The following is an 18,246-nucleotide window of genomic DNA, read 5'->3' as shown; positions in this document are numbered from 1 at the left end:
AAGTTCAGGAACGACGCGCCAAAGGACCGCCGCCTAGCCTTTCTTCACATCGCCGCAGGTTAGAAAACTTTTTTTGGGGTCTCCCAGCCGATGATTAATAGGAGTTTTCGATTATGTCAGGACCGCCGAAAACCCCTACCCATCTGCGTTTGGTGAGGGGTAACCCTTCCAAACGACCAATCAACAAAAACGAGCCGCAGCCACCTAAAGGGGTCCCCCCAGTTCCCAAGCATTTCGACAAGCAGGGGAAGTACTGGTTTAAGCGGATGGCCGAAGAACTTGATGCCATTGGCGTTATATCTCTGCTGGATGCCAGGGCTCTGGAGTTGCTGGTAGAGGCATATACGGAATACCGCCATCATTGTGAAACGCTGGATCGGGAAGGTTATACCTATGCGGTATACAGCGATGATGATGCTGATGAAGGGAAAGAACGTGAAATACGCATGATCAAGCCGCATCCGGCAGCCATGATGAAAGCTGATGCCTGGAAGCGACTTCGCGCGATGTTAGCGGAGTTTGGTATGACTCCTTCCAGCAGGTCTAAGGTCAGTAAAGACAAACCAGACGATGATGATCTGTTAAGTCAATTTCTAAATTCGAGGGACTGATGGCAAAAGTTACTGATGGCATACGTTACGCCGAACGCGTCGTTGCCGGGGAGGTTATTGCCTGTGAATTTGTCCGTCTTTCCTGTCAGCGATTTCTTGATGATCTGAAGCACGGTGAAGAACGTGGCATCTATTTCAGCGAGCCCCGCGCACAACATATCCTCAATTTTTATAAATTCGTGCCTCATGTTAAAGGAGCACTGGCAGGCCAGCCGATTGAGCTGATGGACTGGCATGTTTTCATCCTGATTAATATTTTTGGTTTTGTTATCCCGCTGGTTAACGAAGAGACGGGGGAAACCGTCCTGCGTAACGACGGCAGCGGTCGGCCGGTGATGGTTCGGCGTTTCCGTACAGCAGATGTTGAGGTGGCCCGTAAAAATGCCAAATCAACACTTTGCTCCGGCGTGGGGCTCTATATGGCTGGCGCTGACGGCGAGGGCGGGGCGGAGGTTTATTCCGCTGCAACCACCCGTGACCAGGCGCGAATTGTTTTTGAAGACGCGAAAAATATGGTCAAGAAGGCGAAAGCCACTCTTGGGCGGATCTTCGAATTCAACAAGCTCGCTATCTACCAGGAGCAAACGGCCTCCAAATTCGAGCCTTTATCATCAGATGCGAACAACCTCGATGGCCTGAACATCCACTGTGCCATCGTCGACGAGCTGCATGCTCATAAAACCCGTGACGTCTGGGACGTTCTGGAGACGGCCACAGGCGCGCGTCTGCAATCGCTGCTTTTCGGTATCACCACCGCCGGCTTCAACAAAGAAGGTATCTGTTACGAACTACGCGATTACGCAATCAAGGTCCTGCGCGGCCTGGTTAAAGACGATACGTTTTTTGCCATCATCTACACCTTAGATGAAGGTGACGATCCCTTTGATGAAAAAGTCTGGCAGAAGGCGAATCCGGGGCTGGGTATCTGTAAGCGCTGGGATGACCTGCGCCGCCTGGCTAAAAAGGCGAAAGAGCAGGTTTCGGCCAGGATTAACTTTTTCACCAAACACATGAATATCTGGGTTACCGCTGAGTCTGCCTGGATGGACATGATGAAATGGGAAAAATGCGAGTTTATCGCCCCGCAGCACGAACTTAAAACCTATCCCTCCTGGGTTGGCGTTGACCTTTCAAACAAAATTGATATCTGTGCAGCCGCTAAAGTCTGGCGCGCGCCAGGTGGCCATGTTCATGCGGATTTTAAATTCTGGCTGCCGGAAGGACGCCTTGAGAAATGTTCACGCCAGATGGCAGAGCTCTATCGTAAGTGGGCCGAGATGGACAAGCTGATCCTTACCGACGGGGATGTAATCGACCATACTCAGATTAAGGAAGAGCTGCAGGTGTGGGTTGCTGGCGAGAGTCTGAAAGAAATTGGCTTCGACCCGTGGAGTGCGACGCAATTCAGCCTTGCGCTGGCAGAAGAAGGGCTGCCGCTGGTGGAAGTGCCGCAGACGGTTCGCAATTTCTCTGAGGCGATGAAAGAGGTCGAAGCACTGGTATACGGCGGCCGCTTCCATCACAGCGATCACCCGGTAATGAACTGGATGATGTCCAACGTAACCGTCAAACCTGACCGGAACGAGAACATTTTCCCGAACAAGTCCACACCAGAGGCCAAGATTGATGGCCCGGCGGCATTGTTCACAGCAATGAGCCGCGTTCTGGTTAACGGTGGCAACGACCAGCAGGATCTCTCCGGATTCTTCAATAATCCCATCATGGTAGGTTTCTGATGAAAAAAAACAAACAGCCAGGCAGGGTGAAAAGCGCTCTGCTTAACTGGCTTGGTGTGCCTATCAGCCTGACTACCGGCACGTTCTGGGAGGAATGGTTTGGCACCAGCAGTAGCGGAAAGGTGGTCACGGCCGATAAAGCCATCCAGCTATCGGCTGTGTGGGCATGCGTAAGGCTGTTAAGCGAGTCTATTTCAACCCTTCCGCTGAAAATATACGTTCGGCAGCCTGACGGTTCGCGCAAAGCGGCAACCGATCATCCGGCCTATTCGATATTGTGCCGCCGCCCCAATTCAGAAATGACACCATCACGCTTTATGCTGATGGTGGTTGCCAGTATCTGCCTGCGCGGGAACGCCTTCATTGAGAAGAAATTCATCGCAAACCGCCTGGTTTCGCTGGTGCCTTTACTGCCGCAGAACATGGTGGTTAAACGTCTCACTACCGGGGCGCTGGAATATAAATACACTGAAAACGGAAACGAGCGCGTCATTCCGGTCAAAAACATCATGCACATTCGCGGGTTCGGTCTGGACGGTGTTTGCGGCATGATGCCGATGAAAACCGGACGGGATGTGATCGGTTCAGCAATGGCGGTTGAGGAGTCTGCTGCGAAGATATTTGAACAGGGGCTTCAGAGTTCAGGTTTTCTCTCCGCTGATAATGCGCTGAGTGACGAACAACGTGAAAGACTTCGCAGCTACATGGCTGCATTTACCGGTTCAAAAAACGCCGGGAAAATCATGGTACTTGAAGGCGGATTGAAGTATCAGGGCGTTACCATGAATCCGGAAGACGCCCAGATGCTGGAAAGCCGCTCTTTCAGTATTGAGGAAATCTGCCGCTGGTTTCGCGTGCCGCCTTTTATGGTTGGTCACACCACGAAACAAAGCAGTTGGGCATCCAGCCTTGAGGGTATGAACCTGCAGTTCCTGACTCATACTCTTCGACCGCTGCTGGTGAATATTGAGCAGGAAATTGGCCGGTGCTTACTCGACAGCGATGACGAAGTGTTTGCAGAATTCTCTGTTGAAGGTCTACTGCGAGCCGATAGTACCGGTCGCGCGGCATACTATACCAGCGCGCTTCAGAATGGCTGGATGTCCCGTAATGACGTTCGTCGTCTTGAGAACATGCCGCCAATTGAAGGGGGCGATATTTACACCGTTCAGCTCAACCTGACGCAACTGAAAAATCTCGAAAGCAGCAACCCTGCTGTTCAGGCCCTGGCCCTGCGAGAGCTGCATAACCACGTATTCCCCGATATTTCCTTTGAACAATCTCCGCTGAAACAGGCCGCCTAGGAGCACTTTCCTGATGAGCAAAAAACAACTTCCGGTAGCACCGGCGGGTCGCCCCTGCGCGCGCGTTACCTGTGAAACATTACCGTCTGCACTGGACCGCTGGGACGGCGGGATCAAAGCTGCGGCCACCGACGATAACAGCATTTCTGTTTTTGATGTGATCGGACAGGACTATTGGGGCGAAGGGGTAACAGCTAAACGTATTGCCGGTGCACTTCGGGCGATGAATGGCACCGACGTTACGGTGAATATCAACTCCCCGGGCGGAGACATGTTCGAAGGTCTGGCTATTTATAACCTTCTCCGCGAATACGAAGGCCGTGTAACTGTGAAGGTGCTGGGCATTGCCGCCAGTGCCGCCTCGATAATTGCGATGGCCGGGGATGATATTCAGATTGGCCGCGGTGCCTTCCTGATGATCCACAACTGCTGGGTATATGCGATGGGAAACCGCCATGATTTTGCAGAACTGGCACAGTCACTGGAACCCTTCGATACCGCTATGGCTGACATCTACGCGGCGCGCTCCGGCCTTGATATGTCCGCTGTCCAGAAGCTGATGGACGCGGAAAGCTATATCGGTGGCAGTGATGCTGTGGCGAAGGGACTGGCAGACAGCCTGCTTTCTGCTGATGCAGTCAGCGACGGCGACGAATCGCCTGCAGCCGCGCTTCGCAAACTTGATGCATTGCTGGCCAAGACCAACACCCCGCGCTCTGAGCGCCGAAAACTCATTAAAGCCTTATCCGGTGGCATGCCTGGCGCTGTCACCACCAACGACGGTACGCCGGGCGCTGCCGAAGACATCAAACCTGAAACCATCAATTCACTTGAAAGCGCCCTGGCGGCGTTAGTCAAATAAGGACCTTTTATGTCTGAAGTAAACGATATTCTGAAAAAAGTCACGGCCAGCATTGAAGAGGCAACCGGCAAGTTCAACGCGAAAGCAGAAGAAGCAGTGAAGGAGGCGCAAAAATCCGGCAAGCTGTCGGAAGAAACAAAGGCAGCCGTCGATAAAATGGCTTCTGAGTTCAACGCCCTGCGCGAAGCAGAAAAAACTCTGAAGGCAGCGATGGGCGAACTGGAGCAACATGTCGCCCAGATGCCGCTGGCAAACGCGAAGCATGTTGTGGAATCAATCGGTCAGCAGGTGATCTCTGCTGAAGCTCTGAAAACCTTTGCCTCCGGCGTGGAAGGTGGCAAACGTATCAGTATCCCGGTTAAGGCTGCACTGACTTCTGCGGATGTGCCTGATGGCGTTGTCGAACCCCAGCGAATTCCGGGCATCGATACAGCACCGAAACAGCGCCTGTTCATCCGCGATCTGATTGCACCTGGTCGCACTTCCTCCCCGGCTATTTTCTGGGTGCAACAGACAGGCTTTACCAACAACGCGAAAGTGGTTCCTGAAAATACCCAGAAACCATATAGCGATATTGAGTTTACGCCGAAAATCACGGGCGTCAGCACCATCGCTCACCTGTTCAAAGCCTCAAAGCAGATCCTGGATGACTTCGCACAGTTGCAGTCAACCGTTGATGCCGAAATGCGCTACGGACTGAAGTACGCGGAAGAGCAGGAAATTCTCTTCGGTGATGGTACCGGCGTGCATCTGCACGGCATTGTTCCTCAGGCGTCAGCATTTAACCCGGCGTTTACTGTAGAACAGCAGAGCGGTATTGACGATCTGCGTCTGGCAATGCTTCAGGCGCAACTGGCGCGCTTCCCGGCATCCGGCCACGTTCTTCACTTCATTGACTGGGCGCGGATCGAACTGACCAAAGACAGCCTGGGCCGATACATTCTGGCTAACCCTGCGGCGCTGACTGGACCGACGCTTTGGGGCTTGCCGGTTGTAGCCACGGAAGCGGCGGCCTTCCAGGGTAAATTCCTGACTGGTGCTTTCAACGCTGGCGCGCAAATCTTCGACCGCGAAGATGCGAACGTGGTTATCTCCACGGAGAACGCCGACGATTTCGAGAAAAACATGATCACCATCCGTTGCGAGGAACGTCTGGCGCTGGCCGTCAAACGCCCTGAAGCGTTCGTGTATGGCTCCTTCAGCACCGGCGCAGGTAGCTGATAAACACTGCGGCCTGCGGGCCGCTTTTTTTAGGTCAGAAAAATGCTTGATCAAAATGTGGTGAAACAGCACTGCCGCATTGATACCGACTTTACCGGTGATGATGCCTTGTTGACTTTATACACTGGCGCGGCGGCGCGTTACGTTCAGACATGGACGCGGCGAACGCTCTATGAAAAAGAAGACAGCCATGGTTACGTAGACGACCCTGCCCCGATTCTACTGAATGATGATGTTAAAGCGGCCATGTTACTGCTGATAGGTCACTGGTATGCCAACAGAGAATCAGTGGTCGTTGGTCAGGCCGTTGCAGAGGTTCCGTTTGCAGTTGAGGCTTTGCTGCAGCCATACCGAATTTACGGGGTGTAAATATGGCCTGTTCCGGGTGCGCGCAGAGGCGCGAATGGATAAAAAAGTGGGCGAAAATAGCTTATGAACGAGCAACTGGTAAAGGAACTAATAGCGGCGCTGCGGGAACAAACCGCAGCTCAGAGAGAACAGACGGAAGCGATAAGCCGCCTGGCTAAATCAAACGCAGCTCTGTGTGATGTCATTATCCAGTCACTGGCCGAAGATGAAGAAATTGATACTACTTCATTAGGTGATGAGCGACCCGTTTACTTGAGTCAAAAACCCAGGGGGTGATATGCAAGCCGGGAAATTGCGTCACAGGGTTACCCTGCAGGTGCCGGTAAAAGAACAGAACCCTACAACGGGAGCCGTAATTAATACCTGGCGCGATGTCGCAACTATCTGGGCCGAAATATCCCCCTTATCAGCACGGGAGTTTATAGCGGCCCAGGCATCACAGGGCGAAATAACAACGCGCATAACGATTCGTTACCGTGCAGGTATTACCCGAAAGCACCGTATTCTCTTTCGTGGCTCAGTATACAACGTTGAGGGCGTGCTCCCGGACCCGAAAAGTGGTCGTGAATATCTGACGCTTCCTTGTTCTGAGGGGGTAAACGATGGCTGATAGTGTTGAAGTAAACCTTACAGGCCTCGAATCACTGCTTGGAAAAATGGAGGCTGTTTCCGACGTTACCCGAAATAAAGCCGGGCGTTCTGCGCTGCGTAAGGCTGCGAATATAATCAGGGATCGCGCCAGAAGTAACGCAGCCAGAGTTGATGATCCCCTCACCAAAGAGGCGATATATAAAAATATTGTCGCCAGCTTCAGCAGCAAACAATTCCGCAGGACGGGTGATCTGGCATTTCGTGTTGGGGTAATGGGCGGCGCCAGTCAGTATGCAAACACAAAGGCTAACGTCAGGAAAGGCAGGGCTGGGAAAACGTTCAAAACACTGGGCGATAAAAGCAATCCTGGCGGCGATACCTGGTACTGGCGTTTTCTCGAATTTGGAACCGAGCATGCCGCCGCAAAGCCTGTACTGCGACCAGCGATGAATGGTGTTGATACCGCAGTAATCAGCGTTTTCGCTGAAGAAATGGAAAAAGCTATCGATCGCGCAGTTAGGCGTGCCGACAAAAAAGGAACGACAGCATGATTGCTCCAGTTTTTTCCGTCTGTTCGACAGACCCGAAAGTAAAAGAGCTACTTGGTGCCAACCCGGTCAGGCTTTATCCGTTTGGCATGCATGATGATGACCTTGTGTATCCCTACGCGGTCTGGCAGAACGTGGGCGGTGAACCTGAAAATTACCTGAGTCAGAACCCTGACATCGACCGTTATTCCATTCAGGTGGATGTCTATGGCGACACCGATGAAGATGCTCTTGCTGTGGCGAGAGCATTGCGCGATGTCATTCAGAGTAAAGCTTACATTACCCGCTGGGATGCACAGGGCAGAGACTCTGCAACCCTCAAATACCGATATTCCTTTGACGTTGACTGGCTGGTCAACCGATAGCTCAAACCACTCACATCACACCGGCTATAAGCCGGTTTTTTTATATCCGGAGATGACTATGTCAGTAGTGACTCAAGGCACTCAACTTTTTGTGCTCGCGAATGGTGTCGTGAGCGAAATCGAATGTATTACGGCATTTTCACCAGGCGGCAGCCCTGCAGATCAGATTGATGATACGTGCCTCAGTGAACGCAACACCCGAAAATATAAAAAGGGTCTGCGTACACCGGGGCAGGCGACGGCCACGCTTAACGCTGATCCACAGAATGCCAGCCATCTGATGCTCAGTAATATGGCTGAATCAAATGATCAGAGTGATGTGACATTTGCGATCGGATGGTCCGATGGTGAGTCTAAACCAACAACGGGGAGTTCCCCTGATGCTGTTGATGGACTGATTCTGCCTTCAGATCGTACCTGGTACGTGTTCAAAGGTTATGTTTCCGACTTCCCGTTTGACTTCCAGGGTAATACCGTCGTGCAGACGTCTGCTACCATCCAGCGCTCTGGCCAGGGGGCATGGATTCCGAAAGAACAGCCAGGCAGTTAATTAAACGCGGGGATCATACCCCGCCTCATTTATGTTTATACCGGAAAAAGACATGAAACTGACTCTTGATACGCTGAAAAAAACAGGTGCTTTTACTGGTCGTCCTGTTGAGAAAGAAATTAAATGGAAAGGTGCTGACGGGGAAGAACATATTGCCACAACTTATGTTCGCCCTCTGGGTTATCACACTGCCACGTCTGACGTTCTCGCCGGTCTTGGCAAGATTGATGGCGTTGCTGGTCGTATTGCAGCATCAATCTGTGATGAAGACGGGCATCAGGTGTTTACCGTTGTTGATGTGACCGGCGAGGCTGATCCTGAACGTGGCGCACTGGATGGCAATCTTACAGTGGCTTTGCTGGTGGCTATTCAGGAAGTTAACGATCTGGGAAAGACGGACTCAGCGCAGAAGACGAAATCTGGTGCGAACTAGTCCTTAACGGGATTGGTGGACGTACCATTTCAGAAGCGCAGGAACGCCTTAGCTTCCTTGAGTTCCAGCAGTGGGTTCAGTATCGTCAAAAATACGGAAGCCTAAACCCTATGATGCGGACGGAATGGGGAGCAGCGTTGATTTCTTCTGTGCTGGCTAATGTGAATCGCGGTACAAACACACCGGCATTCAGCGTTGCTGATTTCGCCCCTCACATAGCAGCTGTAGAGCGCGTTGCCGCTAACGAACCAATCAGCCTGCATGAAGCGATGAGGACGTGGAATTGAAAAGTAGAATTTATTAGAAACGCTTTCCTTGCTACCCTATCTAAAAACAAGGAGATCAAGGAATGGCTTTGATTAAATGCAAAGAGTGTGGAGAACAGGTATCTGATAAGGCCGCATCATGTCCAAAGTGCGGAGCTCCCATAGCAAAAAAAAACAAAGGCCCATCGGGATGTATGATGGTGTTTTTTATTTTTGTAGGGGTTCTTATCCTTCTTTTGTTTATTGGCAAAGTAAGCAATAAAAAAGAAGCACCTAGCCAAACAGTGGGTAGCACTCAGGTAAGCACTGATAAGTTGAAAAATGATGTCGTAAAAGAAGTAGAGGTAAAAAAAGAACCAGTTACAGTTATTAACTGGCATAACCAACCCACGAAAGATAGCGTTACTGGTGAGGTTGGGGAGATTTTTTATAATACATCGAAAAACCATGTTAATTTCCCATTCCCATACAACGTTGATGGTGGATCTGTACTCAACTTGGTTTTCCGCAAAAGAAAACAAGGTACTGATGCCTATGTCGTGATATCTAAAGGTCAGATTGTATGTGGTTACTCAGATTGCTCAATAAGAACGAAGGGCGATAACGGAAAGGTAAAAACCTGGACTGCAAGTAGTGAGGCGTCTGGAAGATCAGATATGATTTTTCTTGATAACCCACAGTCTTTCGAAAAATATATCAAGAGCAATAAAAAAATCACTATTGGAGTGACATTTTATCAATCTGGCGAACAGGGGTTCGATTTTGATGTTTCAGATTATCCAGAGCAAGCAAAGAAAAAATAAAAGTAATATTTACACTATTTAATAAGCATTAAAATGCCTCGCTTTGCGGGGCTTTTTTTTACCTGGAGGACAGCGTGGCAAGTAAATCATTAGGTACATTAACGATAGACTTAATTGCCAAAGTTGGCGGCTTTGTTGGCGGCCTAAGCCAGGCTGAAAGGGCATCGCAGAAATGGCGAAAACAGGTTCAAGAGGATGCAAAATCTGTAGCTGTTGCATTCACAGGGGCAGCAACTGCAGCAAGCGCCGCTGCTATTGGCGTAGGTGTGGCTGGATACAACCTGTTAAAAAACACCTCCAGGCAAATTACTGAGTCTGACCGTTGGGCTAAGTCGCTCAACATGTCTACTCAATCATTACTTGCTTGGCAGTATGCTGCAGAAAAAGCAAGTGTTTCAGGCGATCAAATGGCTGATATTTTTAAAGATATCGGAGATAAAATTGGTGACTCGGTACTGAATAAATCAGGTGAGGCAGTAGATGCATTGGATGCACTCGGTTTATCAGCTAAAAAATTATCGAGTGAATCGCCGGATAAGCAACTTTTAGCCATAAGTGATGCGCTAAGCAAGATTAAAACAAACGCTGAAAAGACTACTATTCTTGAAAGCTTGGGTAACGATCTCTCTAAGTTGCTTCCTTTGCTTGATCAGGGCGGTGATAAATTACAAAAATATATTAAGGCTGCGAAAGAATTTGGCGTAGCACCAGATGATACCGATATAGAAAGTCTCGTAAAAGTTAATTCAATCTTTGAGGATATGGAAAACCAAGTTAAAGGGGTTAAGATTGAATTATCAGCTGGATTAGCAAAGGTTGACCTTTCTAACCTGCAGAAATCAATTAGCGACATGGGTGATGTATTTAAAGACCCTGAAGTTATCAAAGGTATCACCAACCTTGTTAGTGGTGTGGTCGACCTCGCTACCTGGCTTGTTAAGGTTGGAGCGGAAGCAGGAAAACTCATCGATCTTTACAAAGGGGGACAGGCAGTAGGGGAGAATGCATCTATAGAGGAAATTGATCGTCGCATAAGAAACCTTGATGCAGATTTAAATGACGAAGGTTTTCTTGCAGATTTCAACAGATTAGGAATGGATGTGGAAGGGAAACGGGCTGAACGATCAGAGCTTGAACGCCGCCGAGCAATCCTTAAAGCAGGAAATAACCTACCTCTATATCCAGCAACCATAGGTAATTATTCTTCATCTAAAACAGATTATGGTCTTGACGCAGGAGAATCAAACGGGAAATTAAAAACTGATACTTCAGCAAAAAAACTTGAATCAGCTTTTAAATCAATGGAGACAAGTTACCTCCGTCAGATTGCTCTCATCGACACCACTGGAAAGAAAAGCGCAGAAGTTACTGAACAGCAAAAACTACAATTTGATATCGCTGACGGAAAGCTAACTGGACTTAATGAAACACAGAAGCAACGCCTTGACCAACTGGCTACAGAGGTTGATCGCCTAAATTCCGTAAAAAAGGCAAACGAGGAAAATCTAAAACTGGCTGAATACGTATCGAACCTTCAGCGTGAAAATGCGAATTCAGCGGCTTCTCTTGATGCAGATGTCATTGGCGCAGGACTTGGTGATAAAACCCGCGAAAGGATGCGTGAGCAACTCAGCATTGAACGCGAATTTCTGGAGAAGCGAGAGGATTTGCAACGTCGGTATCAGAGCGGAGATATTCGTAGCCAAGAGGATTATGACCGTTATAACCAGGAACTGGACAAAGCGCTTGCTGAGCGACTCGATAAATACCGTTCTCATTATGACCAACTGGATGAGTTACAGGGAAACTGGCTGGCAGGGGCTCAGAATGGTCTGGCTAACTGGGTAGACACTTCCAGCGATTATTACACTCAGGTATCAGATTTAGTCGGTAACACCCTTGATGGTCTGGTGGATAACATGGCTGATGCCCTCAGTGGTAATAAAGCTGACTGGGCAAGTTGGGCGAACAGTGTGTTGAATGAGCTGCAGAAAGTCTTGCTCAGGGCAATTATGGTCAACACGCTTAAATCTGCTGGTGATAGCGGTTGGTTTGGTTCACTTGGTGGGATGTTTGGTAGTTCAGTGGCTGGCGCAGCATCCGCTGGCGGTGCAACACCGTCCGGAGCTTATACAGGTGCGGCATCTCAATTGAAATTCGCCAAGGGTGGTGTAATGGATTCGCCTGATCTTAGTCGTTTCCGTAATGGCGTCGTGAACAGTCCGACGATGTTTGCTTTCGCCAAAGGTGCGGGGCTCATGGGAGAAGCTGGTCCTGAAGCTATTATGCCCCTTACGCGAACTGCTGACGGTAACCTCGGTGTTCGTATGGTGGATGACACGGTTTCTTCTGTTGGCGGTGGTGGTGCTCAGCTCCAGCAAACTATTCATCAGCACTTCAACATATCCGGTAACGGAGACGCTGCACTGAAGCAGGCTATGCAGGAAGCCGCCCGTCAAGGGGCCAATGACGGCGCTAAACAGGCGCGGCAAGATATCTTGCAGGACTTTTCCAATCGAGGGCAGGCACGTCGTTTGTTAGGCGTGTAATGGCCTGCATTCTTAATTTAATCAGCCGAAAGGCGGGAGAAAGTTATGACTTTAGAACAACGTGTTGAAGCGCTGGAAAAGTCGCTTTTGCATATGCGCCAGGCCAATAATGAGATTAACTGCGCGATTGATGAACTCAGTGCTTCTGTTCGACAGCAACTGAAAGTTAATGATAATGGACTTCAGGAGCGGGGCGACAAAGTTACATTAGCAGATGGCGGTATTACTGTTCATCTTAAAGGGGGAGGGGTTATTGTTATTAACTGTTTTAGTTCCCCTGTAAGCGAATCAGATAAATTACGCCAGGCAATGGAGAAAGCCGCTACTGCTGGTGCGGAGGCGGCTATGAAACAAATACATCAAGACTTTATTTCTCGTGGACCACTACGCCGATTACTTGACTGAGGCGGAATATAATCCATTGAGGTACTGATTAACTTCTTTTTCAAGATCCACGAGAGTGCGACTCTTCGCATCCTTAATGTATATATGATTGGTGATGCTTTCTCCGTGCTCACCATAAACGGTAAATCTGACATTTGGATCCCCGGCTTCTGGTTCGTAATCACCTGGCATTCCAATGTGTAGCAGTTGCACTTTAGACAGGTAAAACTTCATTTTATTTCCTTATCCAGAGGTAATCAGCTATCCCTCCTTAATCTGAGTGCGTCAGTGTCCCACCACTGACGGGCTGAGTAACAACCATAACCAGGTATGTAAATCAGTAACATCCTGACAAATGATCAGTAGCGCCGCTGGGCGCAGAATAATGCAGGAGAATCTATGGCTGTACTCGAATGGCCGGAAGATGTCTGTCCCGCGTCGCTGACCTGGCGACCAGAAAGTAATACCAAAACCTTTCGTTCCCCCTTCAATGGCTCATCGCAGACAGCACGCTTTCCCGGTACCCGCTGGGTCTGTTCCCTGACCTTTAATAACCTGACAGATGAAAAATCCAGACGTATAGATGCTCTGGTGGCTTCGCTTGACGGTGAGTATGGCAGGGTAAAAGTTCGTGACTGGGGGCGAAGTGGCAGAACGCCAGCGGGCGTGCCCGTTGTTGATGGCGCTAACCAGACCGGAACCCAGATCCAGAGTAAGGGCTGGACGCCGGGAACAGTGGTGCTCAGACAGGGCGATTATTTCACTGTTAATGACGAGCTGAAGATGGTTACGGCCGACGTGACGAGCGCTGCGAACGGGACCGCAATGATTGTATTTGCGCCGATGTTGCGTGGTTCTCCGCCTGCTAATGCAGTCATTGAAATCGCGAAACCCTACGGCATTTTCAAACTGAAGGATAACCAGCAGGGAGCCGGTAACCGTGTGCCGGGTGTTTTTACCAGTTATACACTGGAGCTTGAGGAGGCATTTTAATGCTGTATTCCCCCTTTTCGGATTCGATGGTGGACTGGTTATCCCGCGACAGGGTGACGGTCGCGATCGCCGCCAATATTCAGTTTGAATCCGGTACCGTCTATGTACATTCCGGTACCGGGACACTGGTTCTTGGGGGTTATGTCTATTACGGCATGGGGCGCATGGGTTCTGTTGATGATGCCAGTGAAACCAGCACGACAAGCCCCACGCAGGTCAAAATGACCCTCTCAGGTCTGGATATGGCCCTCTTTGCTACCACGCTGAATGAGCGATGCGTGGGCAGAAATGCCGAAATTTATCTGGTGGCCATGGATGATAACGGTGTTGTCCAGGTTGCCGATCTCCTGTTCAAAGGGCGGGTATCCAGTACAGGGGCGACCGCTGGCGGGACTAACGCCCTGCAGTACACCATCAGTAATATTTTTGAAGACTGGCAGCGTCCTTTCCCCGATCGCTATACCGATGAATCGCAGCAGGCTGCTTATCCCGGCGACCGCATATTCCGGTATGTGGCGCAGATGTCTGAACGTTCGATTTACTGGGGTAGTAAAAAAGATGCACCAGGATTTACCTATAAGTGAGGAAGCATGAAGCATCCGGACTGGCATAACAGATTAATTACCGTAATAAGGGCCGCTGAAAAGCGGCCTTTTTTATGGGGCAGTCATGACTGCTGCCTGTTCGCGGCGGACTGTGCTCAGGCCATGTGCGGCGAGGATTTTGCGACAGGCTGGCGCGGAACCTACGACAGTGAGCATGGGGCGAAAAAGGCGATATTGCGAGGAGGCGGTTCGCTTGAAAAGGTGCTGTCACGGTATCTCGATGAAGTGCCGGTGAATCTGGCGCAGCGCGGGGATATTGCCGTTGTTGAAAATGCCGGGGCGCGGTGTGCTGGGGTGGTGTATTCCGGCGTTGTGTGGGTGCCTGGCGAAACTGGTCTTGTCAGTCTGCGGGTTAAACCGTTGAGTGTCTGGAGGGTACGTTAATGCCTGCTGCTGTTCCTATAGTTGCCACCATTGCCGCAGGTGTGGCAGCGGCAAATGAAATGTATGCCATTGCGATGGTTATCACCGTCGCCGCTCAAATTGCCACCCAGGCGCTGACCAAGACCCCGTCGCTGAATTCCTACCGTGATACGTCTGAACGCAAACAGGTTCTGCGTGCAGCGGCCAGCGCCAAAACCGTTGTTTATGGTCGCTCAATGTCGGCGGGCACTTTGTTCTTTTCCGAAGAGCAGGCTGGCGAACAGGATGATGGCGAAATGCTGCATCTGGCTATTGCCCTGGCGGGACACCCGTTATCCGGCGTTCAGACTGTCTGGCTGGGTGATGAGCCGATCAGTAGCTATCCTGAGCATGCCTTTTTCGAGCTGCACACCAACCGCCAGACGGCGGACCCTTACATGCTGGAAAACTGCCCGTCATGGAAAGAAGACATGATCGGGAAAGGGATCACCTGGCTGCGCGTATCCCTGAAGTTCAACGCTGAAAAATTCCCGGCAGGTATCCCTAACATCAAGGTAGAAAAACAGGGGCGTGCCGTTTATGACCCGCGTACCGGGTTGACGGGTTACAGCAACAATGCGGCGCTGGTTATCCTGGACTATTACCGCAATTACCTGAAAGTACCCGATACCGATATTCTCTGGGATCAGTTTAAGGAAGCGGCGAACATCTGTGATGAGGATGTGATTACTGGTAGCAATACCGTTGAGAAGCGTTACACGATCAACGGTGAGTTCGATCTCAGTGAAAACAAAGTCAGTATTCTGGAAGGAATGCTGGCGGCATGCGCCGGGGATGTAACGTATACAGCGGGCAAACATGGCCTTCTGGTCGGGGCGTATTACGGACCCGCAACCGAAGTGATCACTGAAAGCCAACTGGCCGGTGATATCGAAATCATGCCGGAAGTATCTCAGGCGGAACGTGTTAACACTATCAAGGGGACATTTGTCGATCCGCAGCAGGGCTATACCGAAGCGGATTTCCCTTCTGTGTCTGTCAGTGAATGGGTGACGGAAGACGGCGTGGAAATATCGCAGGATATGAAGCTGCGATTTGTGACCTCTGAATTTCAGGCCCAGCGTCTGGCAGACGTGAAGTTAAAGCGCACCCGCATCGCCAGAACCATGAACGTTACGTTAAACCTGAGCGGGTACCGTTACCGCCCGGGAATGTATGTGAAGGTGAATTTCCCGTCTATCGGTATCGTGAATGTTGAGATGCGGGTAACTGACTGGAAGTTCGGCGTTCAGAATGGCGTACAACTGACGCTGAAGCAGGAAACCGCAGATGTCTGGGGCGACGCTGTTGGTAAACCGATTGAGCGGCCGCCGTTCACCCAGTTGCCATCAGGCGGAGTGGCGCAGCCGCAGAATCTGAAATACACCGTGGAAGAAATTGGCCAGGTAGTGCAGGGCATTCTGTCCTGGCAAAACATCGGTCAGGTGGTCTACAACAAAGTGGTCATTCGCCGCAATGGTCAGATGGTGATGTCTGTCCAGGTTCCGGGGACGTTCACGCGTCTTACCGGGTTACCGAAAAATACCTACACAGCCCACGTCATTGCCGTAAACCAGATGGGGGCAGAGTCGCCAGAAGGGTATCTGGAATTCAGCATTGAAGCCCCGCCAGCACCTTCCCATGTTGATATTGAGCAGGGATTCTTTGCCGTCACGCTGATCCCGCGTCTGGCGGCGATCACTAATGTTTCCACACAGTTCGATTTCTGGACGTCAGGCGAAACGAAACTGCCAAATACCTCAACAGCCACGGTGGAAGGGAGTGCCAGCCGCGAAGGAATGGGAACCACCTGGACCAGCAATCAGCTACAGGTTGGACATACCTATTACTGGTACATCAGAACGGTTAACGCCTTTGGCGCCTCCGGCTTTATCGAAGTACCGGCGCTCTGCTCCATGGATACTGGCGGTCTTATTGACATCATTGATGACCAGATTCAGAACTCTGATGCGTTCCAGAATATTAAGTCCGGTGTTGATACGAATCTGGAAGGCATTATGGAAAATGCGCTGGCAAACCACGGAACCGTTGAACATCAGTGGGTGCAGTACGGTGAGGTTCGCGCAGACATATTGATTGTGAAAACAACAGTCGCAACCGCAGAGCAGGGGCTTGCTGATTTATCCACCTATGTACAGGCTCAAATAGGACCGGAAGGAAGCCTGACTTCTGCGGTCAACCAGAAAATGACGGCTGAAGTAAAAAGTGACGGAACAGCCAAAGCCTCTTACACCCTGAATATGGGTATCGTAAGAAACGGTGTTAAATACAACACGGGTTTTGGTATGTCCATTGAACCATTCGGGAATGGTTATAAATCCACGGTTGTATTTGCTGCCGATCAGTTCGGTATTTATTCCGGTAATAACCCTGGCAACTGGCAGGCAGCATTCTTTGTCTATAACGGGCAGGTATTTATTCGCAGTGCATTAATTCAGGAGGCATCCATTGATTTCGGGAAAATTACGGACTCGCTTCAATCCTCAAATTTCATACCCGGTGTAAGAGGCTGGAACTTACCCAAGAATGCCAGCCCTGAATTCCACGGAAGGCTGTATGCCGATAGCGGTGAATTTGCATTTAACGGGGTTAATAACACCGTCGTCATCAACGGTAATGGACTAACTGTCAATTTATCTGGCGGTGGTCGGGTTGTCGTCGGGAGGTGGTCATAATGCCGGAAGGGATATTAATCGACTATAACGATGGCCGTCCGGTGATGGCGATTACTGCGGGGCTGCGTGCCCCGAGTTTTTGTACATCGTTTTCAGGCTGGTCATCCCAGTCAATGCAGTACCCGGTCAATACGCCACTTGTTCCCGGCTCACAGGCTATCGTGGTGCCAACTAACCCCATTTACATCTATTCCTATGCTGAATTTGATGTGGCCATTATGACAAGCGTCACCCGCAACGGTAATTCCGGGGTCATCATTGGTGCAGAGACCATCGGGGGGAAGGCCATCACTCCTGACTGGTCTGGTTATGTCATGGAGCTGCTGCCTGCGGCGACGCATAACGAAGGATTACTGGTTTCAAACTCTACTGACTTCACCGCCATATCTAATCAGGCCGCGCTGATGACCTGCGCTTATTCCGGGCGTATTACGGTTAACGGCAGCGCGCCGCTTCCTGTGGGCGGTATTCCTTTTGGCAAATGGGATAACCCGAATGTGTCGGTGGGGTTTGATGGCGGCAACATCATCGTGCGCGATATTTCCTACACCGGGCGGGACGACGTGGCCGGAACGGCGACGATTGACCTGGTGATATTCAACCAGACGGCTCCTGTCGGCGGCGACGGTATCACGATGACCAACGCCGCGGGTCAGGTCACGTTCTCCACGCTGAAACGCCCGTTTGTATATGACCGACAAATCCAGATAACCGACGCATTCCATGATATAGGCGGCGGGTTCTGCCAGATAGTCTATACCGGCGTTCAGGTGCGAATGATTGGTGGATGGGGAAATATCAGAACTAAAGGTGTGGTCATGTCAGGCGGTAGCGTCAGGTCGGCCTACAACAAAGTGTTTGCGGACCGCTATTCCGGTGCATGGGATATGACCCGAAACAGAAATATCGCCATGCCCATTCTTATTCTTCCGAACATGTACTGAGGAAAAACTATGTC

General features: G+C 50.5%; 22 protein-coding genes. 21 read left to right on the top strand and 1 reads right to left on the bottom strand.

What is annotated here, in order from left to right; genetic code table 11:
- Window positions 1-113 precede the first annotated feature (113 nt).
- The 16 genes from OGV69_RS22920 (at window position 114) to OGV69_RS22850 (ending at window position 12,613) form a co-directional block, all read left to right on the top strand.
- Window positions 114-611, top strand: coding sequence for a phage terminase small subunit P27 family (locus tag OGV69_RS22920; RefSeq protein ID WP_069323619.1), 498 nt, complete (start codon window positions 114-116; stop codon window positions 609-611).
- Entirely contained in the window at window positions 611-2,347 is a 1,737-nt protein-coding gene (locus OGV69_RS22915; RefSeq protein WP_069323620.1) for a terminase large subunit, read from the top strand. The genes OGV69_RS22920 and OGV69_RS22915 overlap by 1 nt, the downstream gene beginning before the upstream one ends.
- Window positions 2,347-3,651, top strand: a complete 1,305-nt coding sequence (locus OGV69_RS22910) for a phage portal protein (RefSeq protein ID WP_069323621.1) — start codon at window positions 2,347-2,349, stop codon at window positions 3,649-3,651. Before OGV69_RS22915 ends, OGV69_RS22910 begins: the two co-directional genes overlap by 1 nt.
- 13 nt (window positions 3,652-3,664) lie before the next feature.
- Window positions 3,665-4,513: a head maturation protease, ClpP-related gene (locus OGV69_RS22905; protein ID WP_069323622.1), complete on the top strand. Its 849-nt coding sequence runs from the start codon at window positions 3,665-3,667 to the stop codon at window positions 4,511-4,513.
- A gap of 9 nt (window positions 4,514-4,522) precedes the next feature.
- Window positions 4,523-5,734, top strand: coding sequence for a phage major capsid protein (locus OGV69_RS22900; protein WP_069323623.1), 1,212 nt, complete (start codon window positions 4,523-4,525; stop codon window positions 5,732-5,734).
- A gap of 42 nt (window positions 5,735-5,776) precedes the next feature.
- Window positions 5,777-6,103: a head-tail connector protein gene (locus tag OGV69_RS22895; RefSeq protein ID WP_069323624.1), complete on the top strand. Its 327-nt coding sequence runs from the start codon at window positions 5,777-5,779 to the stop codon at window positions 6,101-6,103.
- Between the two features lie 63 nt (window positions 6,104-6,166).
- Window positions 6,167-6,379 carry a hypothetical protein gene (locus tag OGV69_RS22890; protein WP_069323625.1) on the top strand — a complete coding sequence of 71 codons (213 nt, stop codon included), beginning with the start codon at window positions 6,167-6,169 and terminating at the stop codon, window positions 6,377-6,379.
- Between the two features lies 1 nt (window position 6,380).
- Window positions 6,381-6,713, top strand: a complete 333-nt coding sequence (locus OGV69_RS22885; RefSeq protein WP_069323626.1) for a phage head closure protein — start codon at window positions 6,381-6,383, stop codon at window positions 6,711-6,713.
- Complete coding sequence (locus OGV69_RS22880) at window positions 6,706-7,245, top strand: HK97-gp10 family putative phage morphogenesis protein (RefSeq protein ID WP_069323627.1); 540 nt, start codon at window positions 6,706-6,708, stop codon at window positions 7,243-7,245. The genes OGV69_RS22885 and OGV69_RS22880 overlap by 8 nt, the downstream gene beginning before the upstream one ends.
- The gene (gene gp17 / locus OGV69_RS22875) at window positions 7,242-7,607 is read left to right on the top strand and encodes a tail completion protein gp17 (RefSeq protein ID WP_069323628.1); all 366 of its coding nucleotides are present in this window, start codon (window positions 7,242-7,244) and stop codon (window positions 7,605-7,607) included. The genes OGV69_RS22880 and gp17 overlap by 4 nt, the downstream gene beginning before the upstream one ends.
- A 58-nt stretch (window positions 7,608-7,665) precedes the next feature.
- Window positions 7,666-8,157 (top strand): phage tail tube protein, encoded by a 492-nt coding sequence (locus OGV69_RS22870; RefSeq protein ID WP_039517935.1) that lies wholly within the window; start codon window positions 7,666-7,668, stop codon window positions 8,155-8,157.
- 52 nt (window positions 8,158-8,209) lie between these two features.
- Window positions 8,210-8,590: a phage tail assembly chaperone family protein, TAC gene (locus OGV69_RS22865; protein ID WP_069325438.1), complete on the top strand. Its 381-nt coding sequence runs from the start codon at window positions 8,210-8,212 to the stop codon at window positions 8,588-8,590.
- 110 nt (window positions 8,591-8,700) lie between these two features.
- Window positions 8,701-8,877, top strand: a complete 177-nt coding sequence (locus OGV69_RS25415; protein ID WP_202617084.1) for a phage tail assembly protein T — start codon at window positions 8,701-8,703, stop codon at window positions 8,875-8,877.
- A 62-nt stretch (window positions 8,878-8,939) separates the two neighbouring features.
- Complete coding sequence (locus tag OGV69_RS22860) at window positions 8,940-9,659, top strand: zinc ribbon domain-containing protein (RefSeq protein ID WP_077224034.1); 720 nt, start codon at window positions 8,940-8,942, stop codon at window positions 9,657-9,659.
- A gap of 74 nt (window positions 9,660-9,733) precedes the next feature.
- Window positions 9,734-12,208, top strand: a complete 2,475-nt coding sequence (locus OGV69_RS22855; protein ID WP_069325439.1) for a phage tail tape measure protein — start codon at window positions 9,734-9,736, stop codon at window positions 12,206-12,208.
- A 45-nt stretch (window positions 12,209-12,253) separates the two neighbouring features.
- Window positions 12,254-12,613 (top strand): hypothetical protein, encoded by a 360-nt coding sequence (locus OGV69_RS22850; protein WP_069325440.1) that lies wholly within the window; start codon window positions 12,254-12,256, stop codon window positions 12,611-12,613.
- Here the strand turns inward: OGV69_RS22850 and OGV69_RS22845 are convergent.
- Entirely contained in the window at window positions 12,602-12,826 is a 225-nt protein-coding gene (locus tag OGV69_RS22845; protein WP_003841703.1) for a hypothetical protein, read from the bottom strand. The genes OGV69_RS22850 and OGV69_RS22845 overlap by 12 nt on opposite strands.
- A gap of 165 nt (window positions 12,827-12,991) precedes the next feature.
- On the opposite strand from OGV69_RS22845, the gene OGV69_RS22840 reads away from it, so the two are divergent.
- From OGV69_RS22840 to OGV69_RS22820, 5 genes are read left to right on the top strand one after another with little or no spacing between them, the layout of a single operon-like run.
- Window positions 12,992-13,585, top strand: a complete 594-nt coding sequence (locus OGV69_RS22840; RefSeq protein WP_069325441.1) for a hypothetical protein — start codon at window positions 12,992-12,994, stop codon at window positions 13,583-13,585.
- A complete protein-coding gene (locus OGV69_RS22835; RefSeq protein ID WP_048217931.1) occupies window positions 13,585-14,169 on the top strand; it encodes a hypothetical protein in 585 nt (194 codons plus the stop codon). Before OGV69_RS22840 ends, OGV69_RS22835 begins: the two co-directional genes overlap by 1 nt.
- Before the next feature lie 6 nt (window positions 14,170-14,175).
- On the top strand, window positions 14,176-14,574 hold the full coding sequence (locus OGV69_RS22830) for a DUF6950 family protein (protein ID WP_038642081.1): 399 nt from the start codon (window positions 14,176-14,178) through the stop codon (window positions 14,572-14,574).
- On the top strand, window positions 14,574-17,288 hold the full coding sequence (locus tag OGV69_RS22825; RefSeq protein ID WP_069325442.1) for a phage tail tip protein J-related protein: 2,715 nt from the start codon (window positions 14,574-14,576) through the stop codon (window positions 17,286-17,288). The genes OGV69_RS22830 and OGV69_RS22825 overlap by 1 nt, the downstream gene beginning before the upstream one ends.
- Window positions 17,288-18,232 carry a DUF6453 family protein gene (locus OGV69_RS22820; protein ID WP_227409168.1) on the top strand — a complete coding sequence of 315 codons (945 nt, stop codon included), beginning with the start codon at window positions 17,288-17,290 and terminating at the stop codon, window positions 18,230-18,232. Before OGV69_RS22825 ends, OGV69_RS22820 begins: the two co-directional genes overlap by 1 nt.
- Window positions 18,233-18,246 lie beyond the last annotated feature (14 nt).

It is taken from the genome of Citrobacter sp. Cc139 (assembly GCF_030334645.1).
GTDB lineage: Bacteria > Pseudomonadota > Gammaproteobacteria > Enterobacterales > Enterobacteriaceae > Citrobacter > Citrobacter werkmanii.
The sequence above is the reverse complement of the archived record's forward strand: the minus strand, read 5'-3'. Positions and strand labels throughout refer to the sequence as shown.